General features: G+C 43.9%; 16 protein-coding genes, 1 tRNA gene and 1 riboswitch. Of the genes, 3 read left to right on the forward strand and 14 right to left on the reverse strand.

All coding sequences use genetic code 11. The features are described 5' to 3' along the window. Nucleotides 1-14: 14 nt before the first annotated feature. From QQK21_RS14665 to QQK21_RS14675, 3 genes are all read right to left on the reverse strand, one after another. Complete coding sequence (locus QQK21_RS14665; protein ID WP_284192932.1) at nt 15-557, reverse strand: hypothetical protein; 543 nt, start codon at nt 555-557, stop codon at nt 15-17. A gap of 100 nt (nt 558-657) precedes the next feature. Beyond that, the gene (locus QQK21_RS14670) at nt 658-1,437 is read right to left on the reverse strand and encodes a class I SAM-dependent methyltransferase (RefSeq protein WP_284192933.1); all 780 of its coding nucleotides are present in this window, start codon (nt 1,435-1,437) and stop codon (nt 658-660) included. Between the two features lie 66 nt (nt 1,438-1,503). Further along, nucleotides 1,504-4,647, reverse strand: coding sequence for a bifunctional diguanylate cyclase/phosphodiesterase (locus QQK21_RS14675; RefSeq protein WP_284192947.1), 3,144 nt, complete (start codon nt 4,645-4,647; stop codon nt 1,504-1,506). Nucleotides 4,648-4,740: 93 nt separating this feature from the next. Between QQK21_RS14675 and asnC the strand changes: the two genes are divergently transcribed. Then, nucleotides 4,741-5,205, forward strand: a complete 465-nt coding sequence (gene asnC / locus QQK21_RS14680; protein WP_284192934.1) for a transcriptional regulator AsnC — start codon at nt 4,741-4,743, stop codon at nt 5,203-5,205. Between the two features lie 27 nt (nt 5,206-5,232). On the opposite strand, the gene tsrA is transcribed toward asnC, so the two are convergent. Together tsrA and QQK21_RS14690 are read right to left on the reverse strand one after the other, a co-directional pair. Continuing rightward, a complete protein-coding gene (tsrA, locus tag QQK21_RS14685; RefSeq protein ID WP_284192935.1) occupies nt 5,233-5,517 on the reverse strand; it encodes an H-NS-like global regulator TsrA in 285 nt (94 codons plus the stop codon). A gap of 83 nt (nt 5,518-5,600) precedes the next feature. Then, a complete protein-coding gene (locus QQK21_RS14690; RefSeq protein WP_284192936.1) occupies nt 5,601-6,794 on the reverse strand; it encodes a multidrug effflux MFS transporter in 1,194 nt (397 codons plus the stop codon). A gap of 109 nt (nt 6,795-6,903) precedes the next feature. Between QQK21_RS14690 and QQK21_RS14695 the strand changes: the two genes are divergently transcribed. Then, a complete protein-coding gene (locus QQK21_RS14695) occupies nt 6,904-7,845 on the forward strand; it encodes a LysR family transcriptional regulator (RefSeq protein WP_284192937.1) in 942 nt (313 codons plus the stop codon). Nucleotides 7,846-7,942: 97 nt separating this feature from the next. Then, on the forward strand, nt 7,943-9,727 hold the full coding sequence (locus tag QQK21_RS14700; protein ID WP_284192938.1) for an aminopeptidase P family protein: 1,785 nt from the start codon (nt 7,943-7,945) through the stop codon (nt 9,725-9,727). Nucleotides 9,728-9,871: 144 nt separating this feature from the next. Here the strand turns inward: QQK21_RS14700 and thiH are convergent, their stop codons facing one another. From thiH to QQK21_RS14745, 9 genes are all read right to left on the reverse strand, one after another. Next, entirely contained in the window at nt 9,872-11,008 is a 1,137-nt protein-coding gene (gene thiH / locus QQK21_RS14705; RefSeq protein ID WP_284192939.1) for a 2-iminoacetate synthase ThiH, read from the reverse strand. 22 nt (nt 11,009-11,030) lie between these two features. Beyond that, nucleotides 11,031-11,801 carry a thiazole synthase gene (locus QQK21_RS14710; protein ID WP_284192940.1) on the reverse strand — a complete coding sequence of 257 codons (771 nt, stop codon included), beginning with the start codon at nt 11,799-11,801 and terminating at the stop codon, nt 11,031-11,033. 5 nt (nt 11,802-11,806) lie between these two features. After that, nucleotides 11,807-12,061 carry a sulfur carrier protein ThiS gene (gene thiS / locus QQK21_RS14715; RefSeq protein ID WP_284192941.1) on the reverse strand — a complete coding sequence of 85 codons (255 nt, stop codon included), beginning with the start codon at nt 12,059-12,061 and terminating at the stop codon, nt 11,807-11,809. A 77-nt stretch (nt 12,062-12,138) separates the two neighbouring features. After that, entirely contained in the window at nt 12,139-12,900 is a 762-nt protein-coding gene (locus tag QQK21_RS14720) for a HesA/MoeB/ThiF family protein (RefSeq protein WP_284192942.1), read from the reverse strand. Continuing rightward, the gene (locus tag QQK21_RS14725) at nt 12,887-14,299 is read right to left on the reverse strand and encodes a thiamine phosphate synthase (protein WP_284192943.1); all 1,413 of its coding nucleotides are present in this window, start codon (nt 14,297-14,299) and stop codon (nt 12,887-12,889) included. The genes QQK21_RS14720 and QQK21_RS14725 overlap by 14 nt, the downstream gene beginning before the upstream one ends. Next, nucleotides 14,296-16,245, reverse strand: a complete 1,950-nt coding sequence (gene thiC, locus QQK21_RS14730; protein WP_284192944.1) for a phosphomethylpyrimidine synthase ThiC — start codon at nt 16,243-16,245, stop codon at nt 14,296-14,298. Before thiC ends, QQK21_RS14725 begins: the two co-directional genes overlap by 4 nt. Nucleotides 16,246-16,415: 170 nt before the next feature. Next, nucleotides 16,416-16,514, reverse strand: a riboswitch (TPP riboswitch). Nucleotides 16,515-16,583: 69 nt separating this feature from the next. Next, nucleotides 16,584-16,967 (reverse strand): fluoride efflux transporter CrcB, encoded by a 384-nt coding sequence (gene crcB / locus QQK21_RS14735; protein ID WP_284192945.1) that lies wholly within the window; start codon nt 16,965-16,967, stop codon nt 16,584-16,586. Nucleotides 16,968-17,065: 98 nt separating this feature from the next. Then, nucleotides 17,066-18,448, reverse strand: a complete 1,383-nt coding sequence (locus tag QQK21_RS14740) for a multicopper oxidase family protein (RefSeq protein WP_284192946.1) — start codon at nt 18,446-18,448, stop codon at nt 17,066-17,068. Nucleotides 18,449-18,732: 284 nt separating this feature from the next. Continuing rightward, nucleotides 18,733-18,809, reverse strand: a tRNA-Trp gene (locus tag QQK21_RS14745). Nucleotides 18,810-18,913: the final 104 nt, after the last annotated feature.

The raw sequence follows: 18,913 nt of genomic DNA on the forward strand, positions 1-18,913 counted from the left end.
CCAGAGAGCGCCTTTTAATGCACTTTACTTGTTTGAGCTGTCTTTTTTCCATCCACAAGCTGAGGCAGCTCTGGACGGATTCTTAACCTTAACTTCGCCTCGCGCTTTTGTAACTTGTGTTTCTTCTTCGCCAACTTAAGCAATGCTTTTTGCTGCTTGTAGTGCTTTTTTAGTGCCTTTTTCGCGCGCTTAATGTCTTTACTGCTCGCCAAACTTTCAAACCACTGGCCCGATGCGTCGCTCGGCTTATTTTGGGCCTTTTGTTTCACTTGGTCTATTACCTTTTTTACCACCCGCGATCTATCACCAGACTGAGGTTTGGGCGGCGCATTCAAAACAAGCGCTTCGCTTAGAAGGCCACATTTTTTTTGGCGCTCTAGTGGCTGATTCTGGCACGAAAGAGGAGGAATAGCGGCTGGTTTACAAAGCAAGCCTTTTTCTGCTGAGGAGCGAGCACAGGAGCGACAAACAAATTTTGGCTCAGCAACCAAGCGGTGAATGTCAGTCAGTCCATCAGCAATTTGCTTGCGACTCATTTTACACAAGCTTTTGGTCATGCGAGCACCTCAGAAAAGAATACGAATAATTCTTACTATGATATACCCACATCACGGCTGATTAGCAAGCACAAAAGTAAACGAGAGGTCCCAATATAAATTAGCTCATCGACGTCTTAACATAGACATCAAAACGGTTCTTTTTGGTTTCAATCGCCATTGAGGGTTTTTGCCCATCTAACCAGTCAGCATAGTCTGGACGTTTCACAACGACTCTTTTACTCGCCATCGCTAAGGCTGGGCCAAGCAAAGCATCAGCATCGAGATCGGCCCCAACAAGAGACTGAAATACGCGCATTTCTTTTTTCACTAAGGCCGACTTTTTTTTCCTTTCTGGATGCGGGTACATGGGATCGAGGTATATCACATCTGGCATCACAAATTCACAATCAACGGCTAACGTTTCTAACGCGTTATGACTTGAGATATGGCTCAAAGACAGGCGCTCACTCACCCAATCACCAATTTCAGGATCTTGCTTGGCGCGCATCAATCCATCATCCAGCAAAGCCGCCACCACAGGATGACGTTCCAGCATCTGAACTTTGCAGCCTAAAGACGCAAGCACAAATGCATCTCGACCTAGACCCGCGGTTGCATCCAAAACGCTTGGGGTCACGCCTTTATTTAAGCCAACAGCTTTAGCGATAGCCTGCCCTTTCCCGCCACCAAACTTGCGCCTATGCGCCATCGCGCCACCAGCCAGATCAACATAGATTGCCCCTAACTTAGGCTCATCCGTTTTTCTTAATTCTAATCTTTCGCTAGTGAATACCAGAGCAAAGGGACTTTGCTTATGGTGTTTGAGCCCCCATCGAAGCGATAAACTCTCCAGCAAATCATTTCGACTTGGGTCTTCACTGATCAGTTGTAGCTGCAAATTTTGGCTCCAGAATTAAGGTCGGCATACTAGGCTGGCAAGTGTAATGGATTTGCTCTGTTGAGACTATTGTTGATCGTACGATGAAAGCAGTTCATCCACTAAGGTAGGCAAAGGTTTGGGGACACCAATCAAGTAGCCTTGGGCATAGTCGACTTCTAGCTCAATAAGCATGTCGAGAATTCTATTATTTTCGACAAATTCAGCGACGGTCTTCTTACCCATTTGCTTAGCCAAATCATTAATTGAGCGCACCATCAAATGGTCCACATCATTAACATCTATCTCCTTGACAAACAAACCGTCAATCTTAACGATATCAACAGGTAACTTTTTCAGGTAACCAAATGAAGACAAGCCAGAACCAAAGTCATCCAGTGCTATTTTGCAACCTAATTCCTTAAATTGGGTAAACAGTTTGATCGCCTGTTTCATATTACTCATCGCGGCAGTCTCGGTAATTTCAAGGCAAATCTTGCTACAGGGCACGCGGCTAAATTGCAGTTTGTTTAATAGGAAATTAATAAACTCTTTATTACCCATAGAATGGCCAGAAAGGTTTATTGAGCACATTCCAAGATGATCGAGTGCGACTGGGTTTTGCTCAAACCAATCAAGAGCCTTGGTCACAACCTGCTTATCCAGTAGCTGTGCGATGTTGTAGCGCTCAGAAGCTGGCATAAATATCCCCGGAGCAATATATTCACCCTCAGAGTCGCGAATACGAATGAGTATTTCAAAGTGCATCAATGACGCTTCTTTGTTTAGAGCCAAGATTTGCTGAGCAAAGAGCTCAATTCGATCGTTAGCTAAAGCATCGTGCACAAAGCTCACGCACTCCATCTCCTGCTCCCTGCGACGCAGAGTCTCATCATCCGGACAATAAAGATTAAATCGGTTGCGACCCTCTTCTTTGGCCGCATGGCAGGCAGTGTCAGCCTGAGCGTGAACCATTTGTGGTGACTCTGCGGTATGGTCAATCAAGCGAATACCAATAGAACAGGTCAAGTTAAGCCTGATGTCATCCCAAACGAAGTGCTGATCACTGAGCGCCCAAATGATCGAGTTCGCGACACTGGTTGCGTCTCGCTCAGTGCAGTCCTTGAGCAATATGGCAAACTCATCTCCTCCCATCCGAGCAAGGATGGCATTGTAAGGCAAGATATCTTCTAATAAACTGGCACAAAACTGAATCGCCATATCTCCGGCTTCATGCCCTGCGGTATCATTCAGCACCTTGAGTTGATCCAAATCTAGATACAGCATGGCGTGAGTACGCGTATAACTTTCCACTTCGATAAGTGCCTTTTCTAGTTCCTTTTCAAACTGATTGCGGTTGTACGTACCCGTTAATAAATCATATCGCGCCTGATACTCTAGTTGCTCTGCCAGCTGCTTGGTTTCCGTAATATCTTCCCCAACAATCAGTAGATGACCGGTTTCCACCAGAGGGCGTATGTTTTCACGAATCCATACCGAATGACCATCTGCATGACGGTATTCAATCTCACGTCTCCAGACACCGCACATTGCTTGCTTAGGTTGTAACAAAACTTGCCTTGGTGTTATCGAGTCTTGGTGCCAATAAAACTCAACCAACCTATGGCCAAGCAGTTGCTCTGAAGCATAACCAAGCAAAAGCTCGGCAAAGTGATTAACTTGTTGAACGCAATTGTGCTCGTCCAAAGTAATCATCATTACAGGTTGCTGATCGTAGTAGTGGCTTAGATTTGCTTCTCGCTGGAATAATTTGGTTTCAGTGATCTTTCTTGAAGTGATGTCTCTTGCTTCAAATAAATAATTAACGCCTTGCCGATTGTCAGGCAGCGGTTTTAACCCCACCTCTAGCACCATAGCACCGTGTTCTGAGTGCCAAATTTCTGCTTCAAACTGAGTGCTTTGCTTTGTACTTTCACTCTCAAAGTAGCTTTTTAGCAGTTTGGCTGAGTGGTTCTCCCAATGCTGATGATGCCAAATGGGTCTATCCACGCTAAATTCTTGGTGATAAAGCAGCTCTTGGAGTTTACTGTTGCAAGATACTGCTCGGCCATATCCATCAAGAAGACCAATAAAGTGATAACTCTGATCAAACACCATTTCTATCAGCATTTGACTTTCTCTTGCTATCGTTTCACTCCTCTTCAAGCGACTCATGGAGTAAATCAAGGCCATGATAATAAATGTTAAGACGACAACCACACCAACAAAGACTTGGAGTTCATGCTGATAGCGTTCAGTGAACGGCATGGGCTTATTAAACAAGATGGTTGATACTTCACCATCAATCCCCAACTCCCACTTCTTAACCGCTTGATAATCTAGCTTTATTTCCGGTGTGCCTATTTCCACATTCGGCATCTGTTTAACCGTTGAATGCAATACTTTAAGGAGCTGATTGCCCGTCTGCTGACCGTGGGTTCTGCCACTTTGGATAAAACCGCCCACAGCCCCCTTACCCAGCCCTAAGTCATGGACAAGATATATCGGCGCCCCTGAAGTTTGATTGAACGTCTGCCACTCATCCCCTTCCGCTATCCAACCATTTTTATCCCTGTGATACATACACAGTAAAATGCTGTTCGACTTATCTAAAGACTGGGAAAATTCGATTAACTGCTGATAGCTTTCAGGAACAATCTGCTCAACAACAGATCGATATTCTGGATTGATGGTTAAAAACTCTTCAACTTGTAGACGAACAAGCTCCCCAGATACAGAAAAGTCGCTGACGACAAAGATTTTCTTTACTTCAGGCTGAATACGTTCAATCAAGGTAATATTGCTGTAGATATCAATATCTTCGATCACTCCCGTCGCGTTCAGTTGAGAGTGCATACTTGGGCTGTAGTGATTAATACCACCAAATATCACCGGTGTATCACCCACTTGTGGTGCTAAACGCTGCATCAGGTTTAAGGCATTATTATCACTAACGACTATTGCGGAAAATGCTTCTTGGCTTAGCTTGGTTTTATATAATTGGTAAAGCTGATCAAGATAAGTAGGATCTTGCAAACGCTTTGAGTCTAGGTACTCAACCCGCAGAACCAGATCGTCATCTTGTAAAACATCTTCAAGCCCTTGCTGAAAAGCATCAGTCCAAAAAAAGCCTTGATGATACGAATGGACGACAAGGATGTCCTTACCTGCACTATGAGCATGCGAGAGCATCGCAGAAAATACCGCTAGAAGAATGAGACAAAAGCGCACTAAAATAGCTCTCATATTAAGGTGGCTAGTAATCTAATAGTATCACCATTGGTGATATTTTGAACTAGGCATAAATGTTAAGTTGAGAACCAAATGCAAGCACAGAATACAAAGATCGATGACTTAGACCGAACAATTTTAAAAACCTTGATGGAGGATGCACGGACGCCATATGCAGAGATGGCCAAACAATTTGGTGTCAGTCCAGCCACAATTCATGTGCGCATCGAAAAAATGAAAGCCGCAGATATTATACAAGGTACCGAGGTTATCGTTGATACTAAAAAGCTCGGTTACGATGTGTGCTGCTTTATAGGTATTAACTTAAACGCCGCACGAGACTATCATTCCGCTTTGAAAAAGCTCAATGCTCTTGAAGAAGTGGTTGAAGCTTATTACACCACTGGTGCTTACAATATCTTCGTTAAGCTCATGTGCCGCTCAATAGAGGAGCTCCAGTTTGTACTGATTGACAAACTACAGGCAATTGATGAGGTTCAGTCAACAGAAACACTGATTTCGCTTCAGAACCCAATTAATAGAAATGTGAACCCATGATAATGCCCATTGACTCAGGACAATCACCTAATTCGATTCCAAATACTGCCTTAATTCATCAACGGAAATACCTTGCTCGGCAATAGATTTAGCGATAGTCGCAACTTCTTCACCTTTTCTGTCTTCTACGACTTGTTGAAATTGGAAGATGATATCGCGCAACATGTGCAAGGGAACTTGTTTAGCCGCGCTGCGAATGCGCTCACCACTCTGATTACCTAACTCATTGAGCAATTTACCAAACATTACTTTTTCTGGAGATTCATCAAGTTGCTCCAGCACACGAGCCATTTCATAGGTTGTCATCGACATCGAAGTTAAGCGTCCACATTGTTATTAGAAGTGAAGTTTAAATATACAATGTTTTTTTTATTGTTCAAAGCAATTAGATCAAGTTAAGCCAAGGCTAAGTGCCATTTTTTACCGGCTTTGCTCAACAAAATAAAAAGACTTGGCAACAGAATAAACATCTGTACAGCAATCATGACATGGGGTTGCATATCTAATCGCTGCACGATTGCTACAACCAATCCTGAACCACTCATCTGAAACAGCCCCAGTAAAGCGGCGGCGGTGCCAGCTTTATCACCAAATGGCGCTAAGGCTTTACCTGCGGCAGCACCAAGAATAAAGGCAAAACTAACAGAAGACACAAAAATCGGTAGCATAAAAGCGAGTGGTGTTTGATAGCGAGCCAAAGAAAGCATCAAAACGCCTCCAACACTCAGTACCAAAATGCCAACCATTAGCGCTGTGTATGTACCAAATCTCTCGACAAATTTAGGCGCACTCATGCATGCGGTGATATTTATAATTGCATTGATACCAAACCAAACAGTGAACTCGTTCATACTCAAACCTAGATTCTCCATCAACACCACAGGAGCCGATGTCACATAGGCTAAAATCACCGCCATCGCTAACATGCATAAACAAGCATGGAACACAAAAGAGGGGGTACTCAGCACTGCTGCATAACGGCTAAGGCGAAAAACAGGCTCATCTGTCGGCGTTGGATTGGTTTCCTTCATCGCAGCAGCCAAAGCTAGGTATACGCAAACACCAAAAAGTGCCATGAATGAAAAATTTGTACGCCATCCCAATTCCTGAGTTATCCAGCTACCTAGAATCGGTGCTAGCGCAGGAATGAAGCAAATTGCCCCATTGAGATAGCTGATCATTTTGCCGCTTTTGTTTGGCCCAAATATATCGCGAACTGTTGCAAAGGCTGCTACTGATGTTGCACATGCACCTAAGCCTTGTAGCAATCGAGCCAACAACATCCATTCAATCGATTGAGCGCCCCACGCCAATAAAGCACTCGATGCGTAGATGCTCACTCCTGCCAATGCAACAGTTCGACGTCCTAATTTGTCAGCTAAGGGGCCTGCGAATAATTGGCCTACTCCCATAGCAAACAAAAACCATGTAATCGTATCCTGTGCAAGAGCATGCTTGACTTCGAAATCCTGAGCCATCTGGGGTAATGCTGGCAAATAGATATCTATTGCTAAGGGGCTAAAGAGAACCAGAAGCACCAAAAATACTATTTGTATTTGACCATGATTGTGTTGAACAGACGTTGTCACCCGCTTAGATCCTGACAAGAATTGATGAAATTGTTGACAGTGTACGCCAATCTAGTTATGACATCTAATGACACCTAATCATTAATGTTATTCCAAATGGGAATTTCTCATGAATATAGAAAAACTGGCTCGTATCGACTTGAACCTACTTGTTTGTCTTAATGTTCTCGCAGAAGAGTTGAATGTTACACGCGCCGCCCATCGGTTATGTCTGAGCCAGTCTGCTGTGAGCAAAAACCTCGCGAAACTGCGTGTGCAATTTGATGATCCATTGTTTGTCCGTCATTCTCACGGGCTAAAACCAACACCCAAATTATTATTTCTCAAACCTAAGCTCAACAGTCTAATCAACCACCTTGAACAAATTACTCAGCCAGAGAAGTTTTCACCTGATTCCAGCGACTATCGCTTCCAAATTGCAGCGGTAGAGAGTGTTTATCCTCTCATTCTTCCACACTTTCTCCCTGAAATATTCAAGCGTGCACCAAGTGTCACTATTAGCACCCACTCATGGGCAGATAATACATTCAACCAAATACAGCGAGGTGATATAGATTTGGGGATCACAGGCAAAGACATTGACATCAACGATGCGAAACTCACCATGCTCCCGCCAAGCGATATCTGTGAAAAAGAAATCTATCGTGACACTCAAATGTGCCTGTTACGTCAAAATCACCCACTTCTCTCTCAAGCTTGGAATCTTGATAGCTACTTATCACAAAGACATGTTCAAGTAAGATGTGACGGAAACGATCGCTGGCTGCTTGACTATCGTCTTGCTGATATAGGCAAAGAACGCGATATCGCCATTACTGTACCTGACTTCAACAGCGCCGCTAGTCTCTGCTCTTATACCGATTTTATCTTTACCGCTCCAAGTCATTTTGTAAAACTTTCCTCTCGGCAACTCGGATTAACAACACTTCCTTTACCTCTCGAGTTTCCTCATATGGCCTACACCTTATTTTGGCACAGAGACAGAGAGAACGACCCTGCCATTTCTTGGCTTCGACAAATCATTGAGGATAAGACCACGTCTCTTAGATAATTTGCAGGTCAGCGGCAAAAAGAGTAGCTTATTCACATCGTCCGCAGTAAGTCACTTTGCCGACATGGACGCATATCAAATTGAAGGATTAACATAAATGCTTAAGAATACAGAGCAACGCCTAACTGCAATTCGCCAGTGGCTATCACAAAGAGATATTGACGCACTGCTTGTTCCACATGAAGATGAATACTTGGGTGAATACGTACCCGCGCACAATGAACGATTACACTGGTTAACAGGCTTTACGGGCTCAGCGGGTGTTGCCGTTGTGACAAGAGACAAAGCCGCTATTTTTGTCGATGGCCGTTATACGGTACAAGTGGCCAAACAGGTTTCAGCCGATCACTTTGAATACCGGCACCTTATCGAAGAACCTGCCCTCGACTGGGTTAAAAGCCATTTATCCAAAGGCGCGTCGGTCGCTATTGATCCAAGAATGCACAGTTCCTCTTGGTTAGAAATGGCACAGGCACAACTGGCCAATACCTTCGAACTCAAAATTCTGGATACAAACCCAATTGATGAGCTTTGGCATGACCGTCCCGAGCCTATCATTTCTGATGTTCGCCTTATGCCTCTTGATACTGCTGGCCAGTCGAGCCTGAGCAAAAGACAGCAAGTATCTAAAATTACAAAAGAAAAGAATGCTGACAGCGTTATCATTACTGCCCTTGATTCTATTTGCTGGCTACTGAACATTCGTGGACTCGACGTATCTCGCTTACCTGTCTTACTTTCTCATGCGATTTTGCACTCCGATTCCAGCGTGGAATATTTTCTCGATACATCACGTCTACCTGATGAGTTTCACAATCATGTTGGGCCTAATGTCACCGTTCAACATCCAGAATCTCTGCAATCTAGACTCGAAGCCCTATCGGATAAAAAAGTTATCCTTGACCCAACAACAACTAATGCGTGGATCAAACTGGTTTTGCAAAATGCAGGTGTGTCTCTCATCCACAGTCCAGACCCATGTTTGATGCCCAAAGCAGCAAAGAATGACGTGGAAATAGCGGGTATGAAAGCATGTCATGTGCGAGATGGTGTTGCCATGTGTCAGTTTTTATCCTGGTTAGATGCAGAAGTTGTCGCTGGGAGGCTGCATGATGAAGCCACTCTAGCTGATAAACTAGAAGCGTTTCGTTATCAGGATTCAACATTGCAAGACCTTAGCTTTGATACTATTTCAGCCGCTGGAAGTAATGCGGCAATGTGTCATTACAACCATGAAAATCAGCCACAACCAGGCAAACTTGAGATGGACACCCTCTATCTTGTTGATTCTGGAGGTCAATACCTCAATGGAACAACAGATATCACCCGCACCATAGCAATAGGTCAGCCAAGTGAGGAAATGATCAAACAATTCACACTGGTGTTAAAAGGCCACATTGGTGTTGCTCGCGCTCGGTTTCCTAGAGGAACACGGGGTTATCAAATTGATACTCTAGCCCGTCAACATCTTTGGGCAGAGGGTTATGACTATGACCATGGTACAGGCCATGGTGTCGGTCATTTCCTGAATGTTCACGAAGGGCCAGCGAGCATTTCCAAACGACAGATTGATGTTCCATTGACCGCTGGAATGGTACTTTCTAACGAGCCAGGCTACTACAGAGCTAATGCATTTGGGATTCGGATTGAGAATCTAGAGCTAGTGGTCGAACAGCCAACAGACGGTGATTTTCCGGTTCTGTCGTTTGAATCACTTACCCGTTGTCCGATCGACAAACGTAATATCAAGCTGGAGATGCTCACTGACACGGAAGTTACCTGGCTAAACGATTATCATCAAACCGTATGGGATGAGATCAGCCCACACGTAGAGGGTGAGGTTTACGAGTGGCTTCGCCAAGCAACATCTGCTATACGCTGATAGTAGTTACTATCAATAAAATTATTGGCATGGATTCATTACAATACAAAGCTCCTCGAAAGGAGCTTTGTATTGCTTAGAGTTCAAAAAGCTTTTCTGATTTTCACACTGATACTTTCAATGTTTCACGTGAAACACTCAGAGCTATTGACAAACACCTGAGTAAGCAGAATGCCAATCACGCCATATAGGATCAAGACCTTTGTTGCGTATCATACTTTCAACCATAGCAGCAGTTCGCTCATCACTAATCTCAAACTGTTCCAACTCAATTTTGCCCATTGAATAACCTCCAGGCTGTGTCTTAGACCCTGCCGACATGGATGTAATACCGAGAGGAAGCACGTTGTCTCTAAATGTCGCAGACTCACGGGTTGACAATGAGAGCTCAACTTCAGGATTGAGTAAACGATATGCACAAATAAGTTGAACCAGTTGCCTGTCTGTCATCACAGACTTAGGTGAGACACTGCCAAAGGAGTTCGTTCCTTCGCAAGGACGCAAGCGAGGAAATGAGATAGAATAACGAGTTTTCCAGTAAGTACGCTCCAAATAATCCAAGTGTGCAGTCACAAAGAAACTATCTGTTCGCCAATCTTCCAACCCAATCAATGCACCAATTCCAATTTTATCAATGCCCGCCTTCGCAAGACGATCTGGCGTTTCCAGTCGAAATTCAAAATTGGCTTTATTGCCTCGTAAATGGTGTTGAGCGTATGTTGAAGGATGATATGTTTCTTGATAAACCATAACTGCATCTAAACCTAGCGCCTTGAGCTCTGCGTATTGGTCCTGTTCAAGAGGTTGTACTTCCATTGCCAAATAACTGAATTTGTCTTTGATCATCGGCACCATTTCTCGAAAGTAGTTCATCCCAACCTTAGCTTCATGTTCACCCGTTACCAGCAGCACACTATCGAACTTCATCTGCTTAATTGCTGCAACCTCGGCCACAACCTCATCTTTATTTAAAGTGCGACGTTTGATCCGGTTCTCCATCGAGAAACCACAATAGGTGCAAGCATTAGCACATAGATTTGATAGATATAGCGGAATATAGAGTGACATCGTATTGCCAAAACGCTTACGGGTAATAGCATGCGATAGCTGGGCCATTTGCTCTAGATATGCTTCAGCTGCAGGAGAAATTAATGCTTTGAAATCTTCTAAATCCCGCCTTTCTTTATTAAGCGCTCTTTCTACATCCCAAGCTGTCTTACTGTAAATGGACATAGACACATCATCCCAATCAAGCTGATTAAACCGTGTGATAAAACTCATCAACCCTCCTACTTACTTAGGCCTAAATAACTTGGTCAAGGAATGACGTCAATGGACTCGACGGCATCGCTTGATTGGCCGTACTGGCTAATCCTGCGGTGTATGCCAATCGACCTGCACTTACCGCTAACTTGAATGCCTTAGCCATAGCGACAGGATCTCTTGCTGCTGCAATTGCCGTATTGACAATCACCGCATCGACCCCCATCTCCATGGCTTTTGCAGCATCAGAAGGCGCACCAATTCCTGCATCAACGATGACGGGAACTCTCGCCTGATCAACAATAATTTGTATAAATTCTTTGGTCACTATTCCCTTATTTGAGCCTATTGGTGCTGCCAATGGCATAACTGCTGCACATCCGACTTCCTCAAGTCGCTTGCACAATACAGGGTCAGCATGACAATAAGGTAATACAATAAAGCCTTGCTTAACCAATTTCTCCGCCGCGTTTAGGGTCTCGATAGGATCTGGTAGCAAATATTTTGGGTCCGGGTGAATTTCCAATTTTATCCAATTGGTCTTAAGTGCTTCTCTTGCAAGACCCGCTGCAAATACCGCATCTTGTGAGTTCTTTGCGCCAGAAGTATTGGGCAGCAAGCCTACGCCAGCTTGTATCAAAGGCCTTAGAATGTCGTCTTGTTGATCATTGATGTCCACTCGCTTGAGCGCCATCGTTGTCAACTCACAGCCTGAAGCCTTGATCGCCTCAATCATCACCTTACTATTAGCAAATTTTCCTGTCCCTGTGATCAGTCTCGATTCAAAGTTGTTGTCACCAATTGTCAGCATAATACTTATCCTCCAGCGATCGCTTGAAACAAACTGATACGATCGCCCTCTGACAATATTGTGCTCGCCCACTCACTGTGTGGCACAATTTGGTTATTGATTGAAAATACATAGCCAACCTCTGCTACATTAAGTTCGCTAACTAATTGCTCGAGATTGGATTGATTAAGCATCTGATACGCGTCACCATTTATTTCTACATTAATAAAATCTTGGTTTAAAGAACACTCGGATAAAACTTGCTTTGTGGATGCCGCCATTGCTTTTAACTCCATTGTATCTATATCAGGATGTGATTAAATTTGTTCAGTTGTTCCCCTTTGAAATAACCTGCTAATCATGCAGACGAACAGACTTTACACTTTAGATCCTTTTTAACTACCATACGCTGCCAAGTCATACTCAAACCATCAAACCTATGCAGCTGCGCTGTATCCATATAGAATTTGCCTGTTGCTAACCTTTGTATCACTGCCAAAGCCTGATAATTGCCCAAAATTCCTACTACTGGGCCCACCACACCTGTTTCTGCACAGCTACGCGGCTGAGTTACATCATCGAAAGGATATAAACAGCGATAGCAGGGTTGGCTTGCCAACATGGAGCGATAGTCAAAGACACAAAACTGACCTTGCCAACCAATAGCAGCAGCAGATATCAAATCTATCTTTTGCTCGTAGCAAACTTGGTTGATAAGTTGTCTCGTGGGCATGTTATCAGAGCAATCTAGAACGACATCAGCAAGAGAAACTTCGAGCTTCAACTGGACTCTACTTAATCTCTTGTTCAGGCAACGAACCTTTACCAAGGGGTTTAGAGACCGTAATTGCTTCGCCATCGCCTGTGTTTTGCCATCTGAGATATCCTGTTCTCTGTACACGACCTGTCTTTGAAGGTTACTAGCATCAACTTCATCGTCGTCAACGATAACAAGCTTACCTATCCCTGCTGCGGCCATATACAAGCTTGCTGCGCTTCCTAACCCTCCACAGCCAATCATTAAAACGTGCGATCTAGCTAGATTAGATTGCCCATGCTCTCCAATCTCAGGTAAGGAGATCTGTCGCTGATAGCGAATAAACTCTTTATCTGTGAGCATATACACTCCCGACAGTTTGTGCCGCAACCGCATCGTCAGTAATAGCTTCCGACGCTTTGCTCTGAGTCAACCCGCTAAAAAAACTTACTACTGAATGAAGACTTTGGGCTGAAGTGATGGCCCCTACCACAGACAAACTTGACACACCACACTGCCAAACACTTTCGGCATTGGACACATTTATCCCACCAATTGCTACTGTTGGAACTGCACCCACATCATAATGTGAGCACTTTGTTTTTGGTTTATCCCTAGCTTGTTCAAGAGCTTGAAACAAATGACTTTCCATCAGCTTTTGATACAAGGAAAGACGTACAAGCCCCTGTGGATTCGAGTTTACTAGCTTAGTTTTCGATTCAAAAATTGGCCCGAATGCTATGTAACTTGGACGAATATGAAGAACACGTAAAATTTCGTAATATCCATGACTGGATAAACCTAAGCGAAGCCCTGCTTTTTGTATTAGATCCAAATTCGCTTTTTCAATATCCTCTTGGCCCAAGTGAACACCATAAGCACCATACTTAATCGCCAGCTGCCAATAGTCATTAATAAAGATCTGTGCCTCGTATAGGCGACCAAGCTCAATGGCTTTAATTACTTGCTGTTCTATATATTGCTGATCGGTACTTTTAATTCTTAATTGAATTGCCTTAACACCTAAGCCAAGAAGCTTTTCAATCCAGTCTACATTATCAACTATCGGATAGAAGCCTAGACTTCGTTCAGGAATGGCAGGAAATCCACTCGAAAGTGGTGCTAGCAACCTTAGAGCTTTAATACCCAACTGGGGATAAGCGAGTATAGGTTTAGGAAATAGGGCAACGTCGCACGGCCACTGAGCCAAAACACTAGAGCAAAGACTATCGTCAAAATATGTTTCACGTGAAACATTTGTCTCCCTGTTTAGCATTGCGCGAGCTAAAACCAAACAATCTTCAAATGAAAACTCTAACGCCAATAAAGTCACTAGCCAAGAAAGATGCTGCTCTGGCGTGAAATATTGGGCCAACGCGCAACTCACTTCTTGAGCATGGACTTGACCAGACTCAGGGGAAAGCCAAATATCCATTTGATTTAATGGGTGTTTTCCACGGTAGTGCTCAGAACAATCAACCGCGATATAAGCCGCCCCTTTCGATTGGCTAGCGTAATCAGCCACAGCCAATTTCTGGTTGTAATATAAGACAAAAGAGTGACCTTCATCGAAAACATCATCTAGCAAATCTGTAGCTAATCTTATGGCACTATCTGATTGATTAATCGTAAAAAATGAGCCAGAACTCACCCCAAGCTCTATATCCTGGATATCAAAATCCTGCCCTTTTGCGAGCAACAGATATTGCTGAATCAATCCTGTGAGCTCAATCAGGGCTGCAGGGACAAGGATTGATCTCATGATTCACTCACCTTTTCTTGTCTCTGGTCTACGGGATGATAAAGCTGAGATCCTGAGGACAAAAATTCTTGGGACTTTTTGCGCATACCTTCAAACGGGTCATCAAGCATTTTTATCGAGACAGCTTGGTCGGCAGCAACTTGCTCGGTATCTTTAGCGTACTCTCTAACCTCTTGGGAGATCTTCATGGAACAAAATTTAGGGCCACACATAGAGCAAAAGTGAGCAACTTTGCCTGATTCTTGAGGTAGAGTCTCATCATGAAAAGCTCTCGCCGTATCAGGGTCTAGTGATAAATTAAACTGATCTTGCCAGCGAAACTCAAATCGCGCTTTAGATAGTGCATTATCACGAACTTGCGCTCCCGGATGCCCCTTAGCCAAGTCAGCTGCGTGTGCCGCAAGCTTATACGTGATCAGCCCTGTTTTGACATCTTCTTTATTCGGTAATCCCAAATGCTCTTTAGGCGTTACATAGCAAAGCATTGCACATCCATACCAGCCGATCATTGCAGCCCCAATACCAGACGTAATATGGTCATAGCCCGGAGCTATATCTGTAGTCAAAGGCCCAAGTGTATAAAAAGGCGCTTGATGACAATGCAATAGCTGCTCTTCCATATTCCGTTTAATCATATGCATAGGCACATGGCCAGGGCCTTCAATAATCACCTGTACATCATATTCCCAAGCGATCTTGGTGAGCTCGCCAAGGGTGCGGAGCTCAGCAAACTGAGCCTCATCATTTGCATCAGCTACTGAGCCAGGGCGCAATCCATCACCGAGGGAAAGCGCGACATCATACTGCGCACAAATCTCACAAATCTCTCTGAAGTGGGTATAGAGAAAGCTTTCTTTGTGGTGTGCTAAGCACCATTTAGCGATGATTGAACCTCCGCGAGAAACAATGCCAGTCACGCGTTTGGCTGTCATGGGTACGTACCGAAGCAACAAACCAGCATGAATAGTAAAGTAATCGACACCTTGCTCAGCTTGCTCAATCAGTGTATCTCGCATTACTTCCCAATTTAGATTCTCGGCAATACCATTGACCTTCTCTAATGCCTGATACATAGGAACAGTGCCAATCGGCACTGGACTGTTACGCAAAATCCACTCTCGAGTCTCATGAATATTTCGACCTGTCGAGAGATCCATAACCGTATCTCCCCCCCACCGTGTGGCCCAAACTAGTTTCTCGACTTCTTCTTCAATCGATGAGGTAACCGACGAATTTCCAATGTTAGCATTCACTTTCACCAGAAAGTTACGTCCGATAATCATAGGTTCAGATTCGGGATGGTTAATATTGGAAGGGATAATGGCACGCCCTTGCGCAACCTCTTGGCGCACAAACTCTGGCGTAATATCTTTAGGCAAATTGGCCCCGAAGCTTTCACCAACATGCTGCTGATTTAAAACATCATCTCGGTATACTGCTCGGCCCATATTTTCACGCAGTGCAATATATTCCATTTCAGGAGTAATAATACCTTTGCGAGCATAGTGAAGCTGGGTAACACATTGACCCTTTTTAGCACGTCGAATACGAGGAAGATTGCCATAACGAAGGTCATCGAGGGTTTCATCTTCTAGCCGCTGCCTAGAATACACTGAGCTTACATCATCTAAAAGCTCGGTATCGGCACGCTCCATAATCCATTCTTCTCTAAGCTTGGGTAAGCCTTTATAGAGATCAATTTCATAGTTAGGGTCCGTGTACAAACCGGAGGTGTCATATACCCTAACTGGCTCATTAGGTTGGAAAATTGGGGCTTGTTTGCTCCCTCCAATCAAACTGTCTGATAGGCAAATCTCACGCATAGGGACACGGATATTAGGACTAGAGCCTTCCACGTACACTTTACTTGAATTGGGATAGGGCGCAGCTGAAAGCGTATCAATAAACTGTTTTGCTTCCAGTCGAGCTTGTTTACGATTCGACATAGCATTTTTCCTTGCTTTGTTATTGTGAAATAAAAAGTCTTAAAAATGCTTGGCGGAAAGATGCGACAAGAGGTGTCGGACTGTCACTAAGTCAAATTATCTTTGACGATAATGATAATACAGTAACAGCCTTGGACGAGTTGATAGATAGACCAGATAGAGTAATGGTGTAGATATCTTCTCTTGTTCCCTTCGCAGATACTAATCTGATCAGGTTCAACGGATCCCGAATAAACGGTCTCAGCCTTATGGCACTCCGACAAGTAGATAAAGTATATAAAATTGATTTGGCTAAACCAAGTGGCGTTAGGCACTTATTCGCCAAATATTGACTTACATTAGACTTTAGTTAGCAATTGAAACCCTACCCAAGCTGCCGAAATGCTTAAAATAACATTGAGCAATATATTCAATCCCATCTTGAGTAACGCACCCTGCTGGATAAGAAGAACATTATCCATTGAAAATGTTGAAAAAGTTGTTAATGCACCAAGAAAACCAAGCCCAATAATTTGTCTCCAAGGCTCGCTTGCTAACATTTCGTTTTCAAAAGCCGCAATAAGAAGCCCCATGACAAAAGAGCCGACAACGTTAACAGTCAAGGTGCCATAGGGAAAACCACGACCAAGTAACACTACAAAAAGCTCGGAAACAAGATAACGAGAACATGCACCCAAAGCACCTCCTAGTGCTATGAACCCAAGAATAGACAACTGCCCCATAAGATCCTCCGATCAGATAGTTAAATCTGATTAATTGCTAGGTTATTTTTCGGATTGGTTATGCCCGTATTAGTATGATATTTTAAAAGTTACAGGAGTCACTTTACTTCAATATAACCCATCAAGCCAGTTTTCATATGCTCAATAACATGGCAATGATACATCCAACGCCCTGGGTTATCAGCAACAAACGCCGCTTTTGCCGTCCCGTTCTTTCCAAGAAGTACGGTGTCAGTATGATAAGGCTCCGCAATTTTCTTACCATCCAACTCCAATACTGTAAACGTATGCCCGTGGATATGAATCGGATGATGATACTGAGTAACATTCTTCAAATTAAAAATGTATGTTTTTCCCAACTCTAGGGAAGCAAGTGGCTCGGGAATATTATCTTTAGACATTCCTTCCCAAGCGCGCTTGTTGGTTAACCAAAATGTAGGCATCGATTTGCCATTTTTTCCTACTGGCGACACCGCACCTTCCCATTCAAAAACAAAGTCCAGCTGTTGAGCATGACTAAGATCAAGTTCAGGCACTGGGTTAAGCGGTAGCTTCGGGATAACTTGGTCAGTAGGAAGGTCTGAACCAATCACATCAAACTCACACAATGGAAATGGAAACCGACCTTTCATATAACGCACGTAGACACGCTCACCGCGACTAGGAGCGATCAAGGCAAGGTCGAGCCTCATTCCTGGGCCAATCTTGTGCTGCGACAATTCATAAGGGGATTCTATCGGATTACCGTCTACCGCAATAACCCATGCTTTAGCACCCTCAATAGCAATTGGATAGGTGATAGTATTATCTACGTTCGCTATACGTATCCGAGTCGTTGCATTTTGTTTTAGCTGATAAACGGGCTCATGGGCCCCATTGACACTGCTCCACTCGCCTGGCGTGCCCATTCTCGCGCTTAATCGGGGGATCATAAGATTTTTCCACCTTCCCTGAGTATCAAGATGCCAGTGCTTGAGCATAAGAGCATATTCTTGATCAAACTTAACAGGGCTCTCTTCTTCAACAATGATCAAACCAACCAAGCCCATACCTAATTGCTTAACGCTATTCATATGTGGGTGATACCAAAATGTACCAGCGTCAGGCGGTATGAATTTATATATAAACGTTTCGCCGGGCTGAATAGGTGGCTGACTAAGAAATGGCACCCCATCCATTTCAATAGGGATTCTTAGACCATGCCAATGAATAGTTGTTGGCTCATCAAGTTTGTTAGTAAATCGAATTGTAACTTCCTGCCCCTGATGGCAACGAATTGTGGGAGCTGGGATTCTGCCATTAAAGCTCAATACTTCTGTTGTATAGCCTGAAATAAGCTCTGCTGAAGCAGGCTCTGCTGTCAGATCATAAATCCACTCACCTTGATTTTGAGAAGAACGCAACAACCGGCAAGCGGGAAGTAGACTTAGTACTGAAAACGATAAACCAGATTTAACAAATTGGCGACGAGATATCGGCATAAAAATAGCTTGGTAGTTTGACAAGCTAGCAAATGTAACAGATTAATAATAATAATTCTTAATTGTAAGCTTAATCCGCTACGATGACTTGTTAATTGAAAAGTACTTCCAAACAAAAAAGCGCCAGTCTTTCGACTAGAGCCTTAAATATGGCAGGGGTGGAGAGATTCGAACTCCCAACACGCGTATTCTTTGGGTATGAGTTGAATCCGCTGCGATGACTTGTTAATTGAAAAGTACTGCCAAACAAAAAAGCTCCAGTCTTTCGACTAGAGCCTTATATATGGCAGGGGTGGAGAGATTCGAACTCCCAACACGCGGATTTGGAATCCGCTGCTCTGCCAATTGGAGCTACACCCCTGTAGATATCTGATAAAACCTCGCGTTGCGAGGTTTTTAAATAAGTGGCGGAGCGGACGGGACTCGAACCCGCGACCCCCGGCGTGACAGGCCGGTATTCTAACC

Origin of the sequence: Vibrio zhanjiangensis, from assembly GCF_030161235.1 — a bacterium.
Taxonomy (GTDB): domain Bacteria; phylum Pseudomonadota; class Gammaproteobacteria; order Enterobacterales; family Vibrionaceae; genus Vibrio; species Vibrio zhanjiangensis.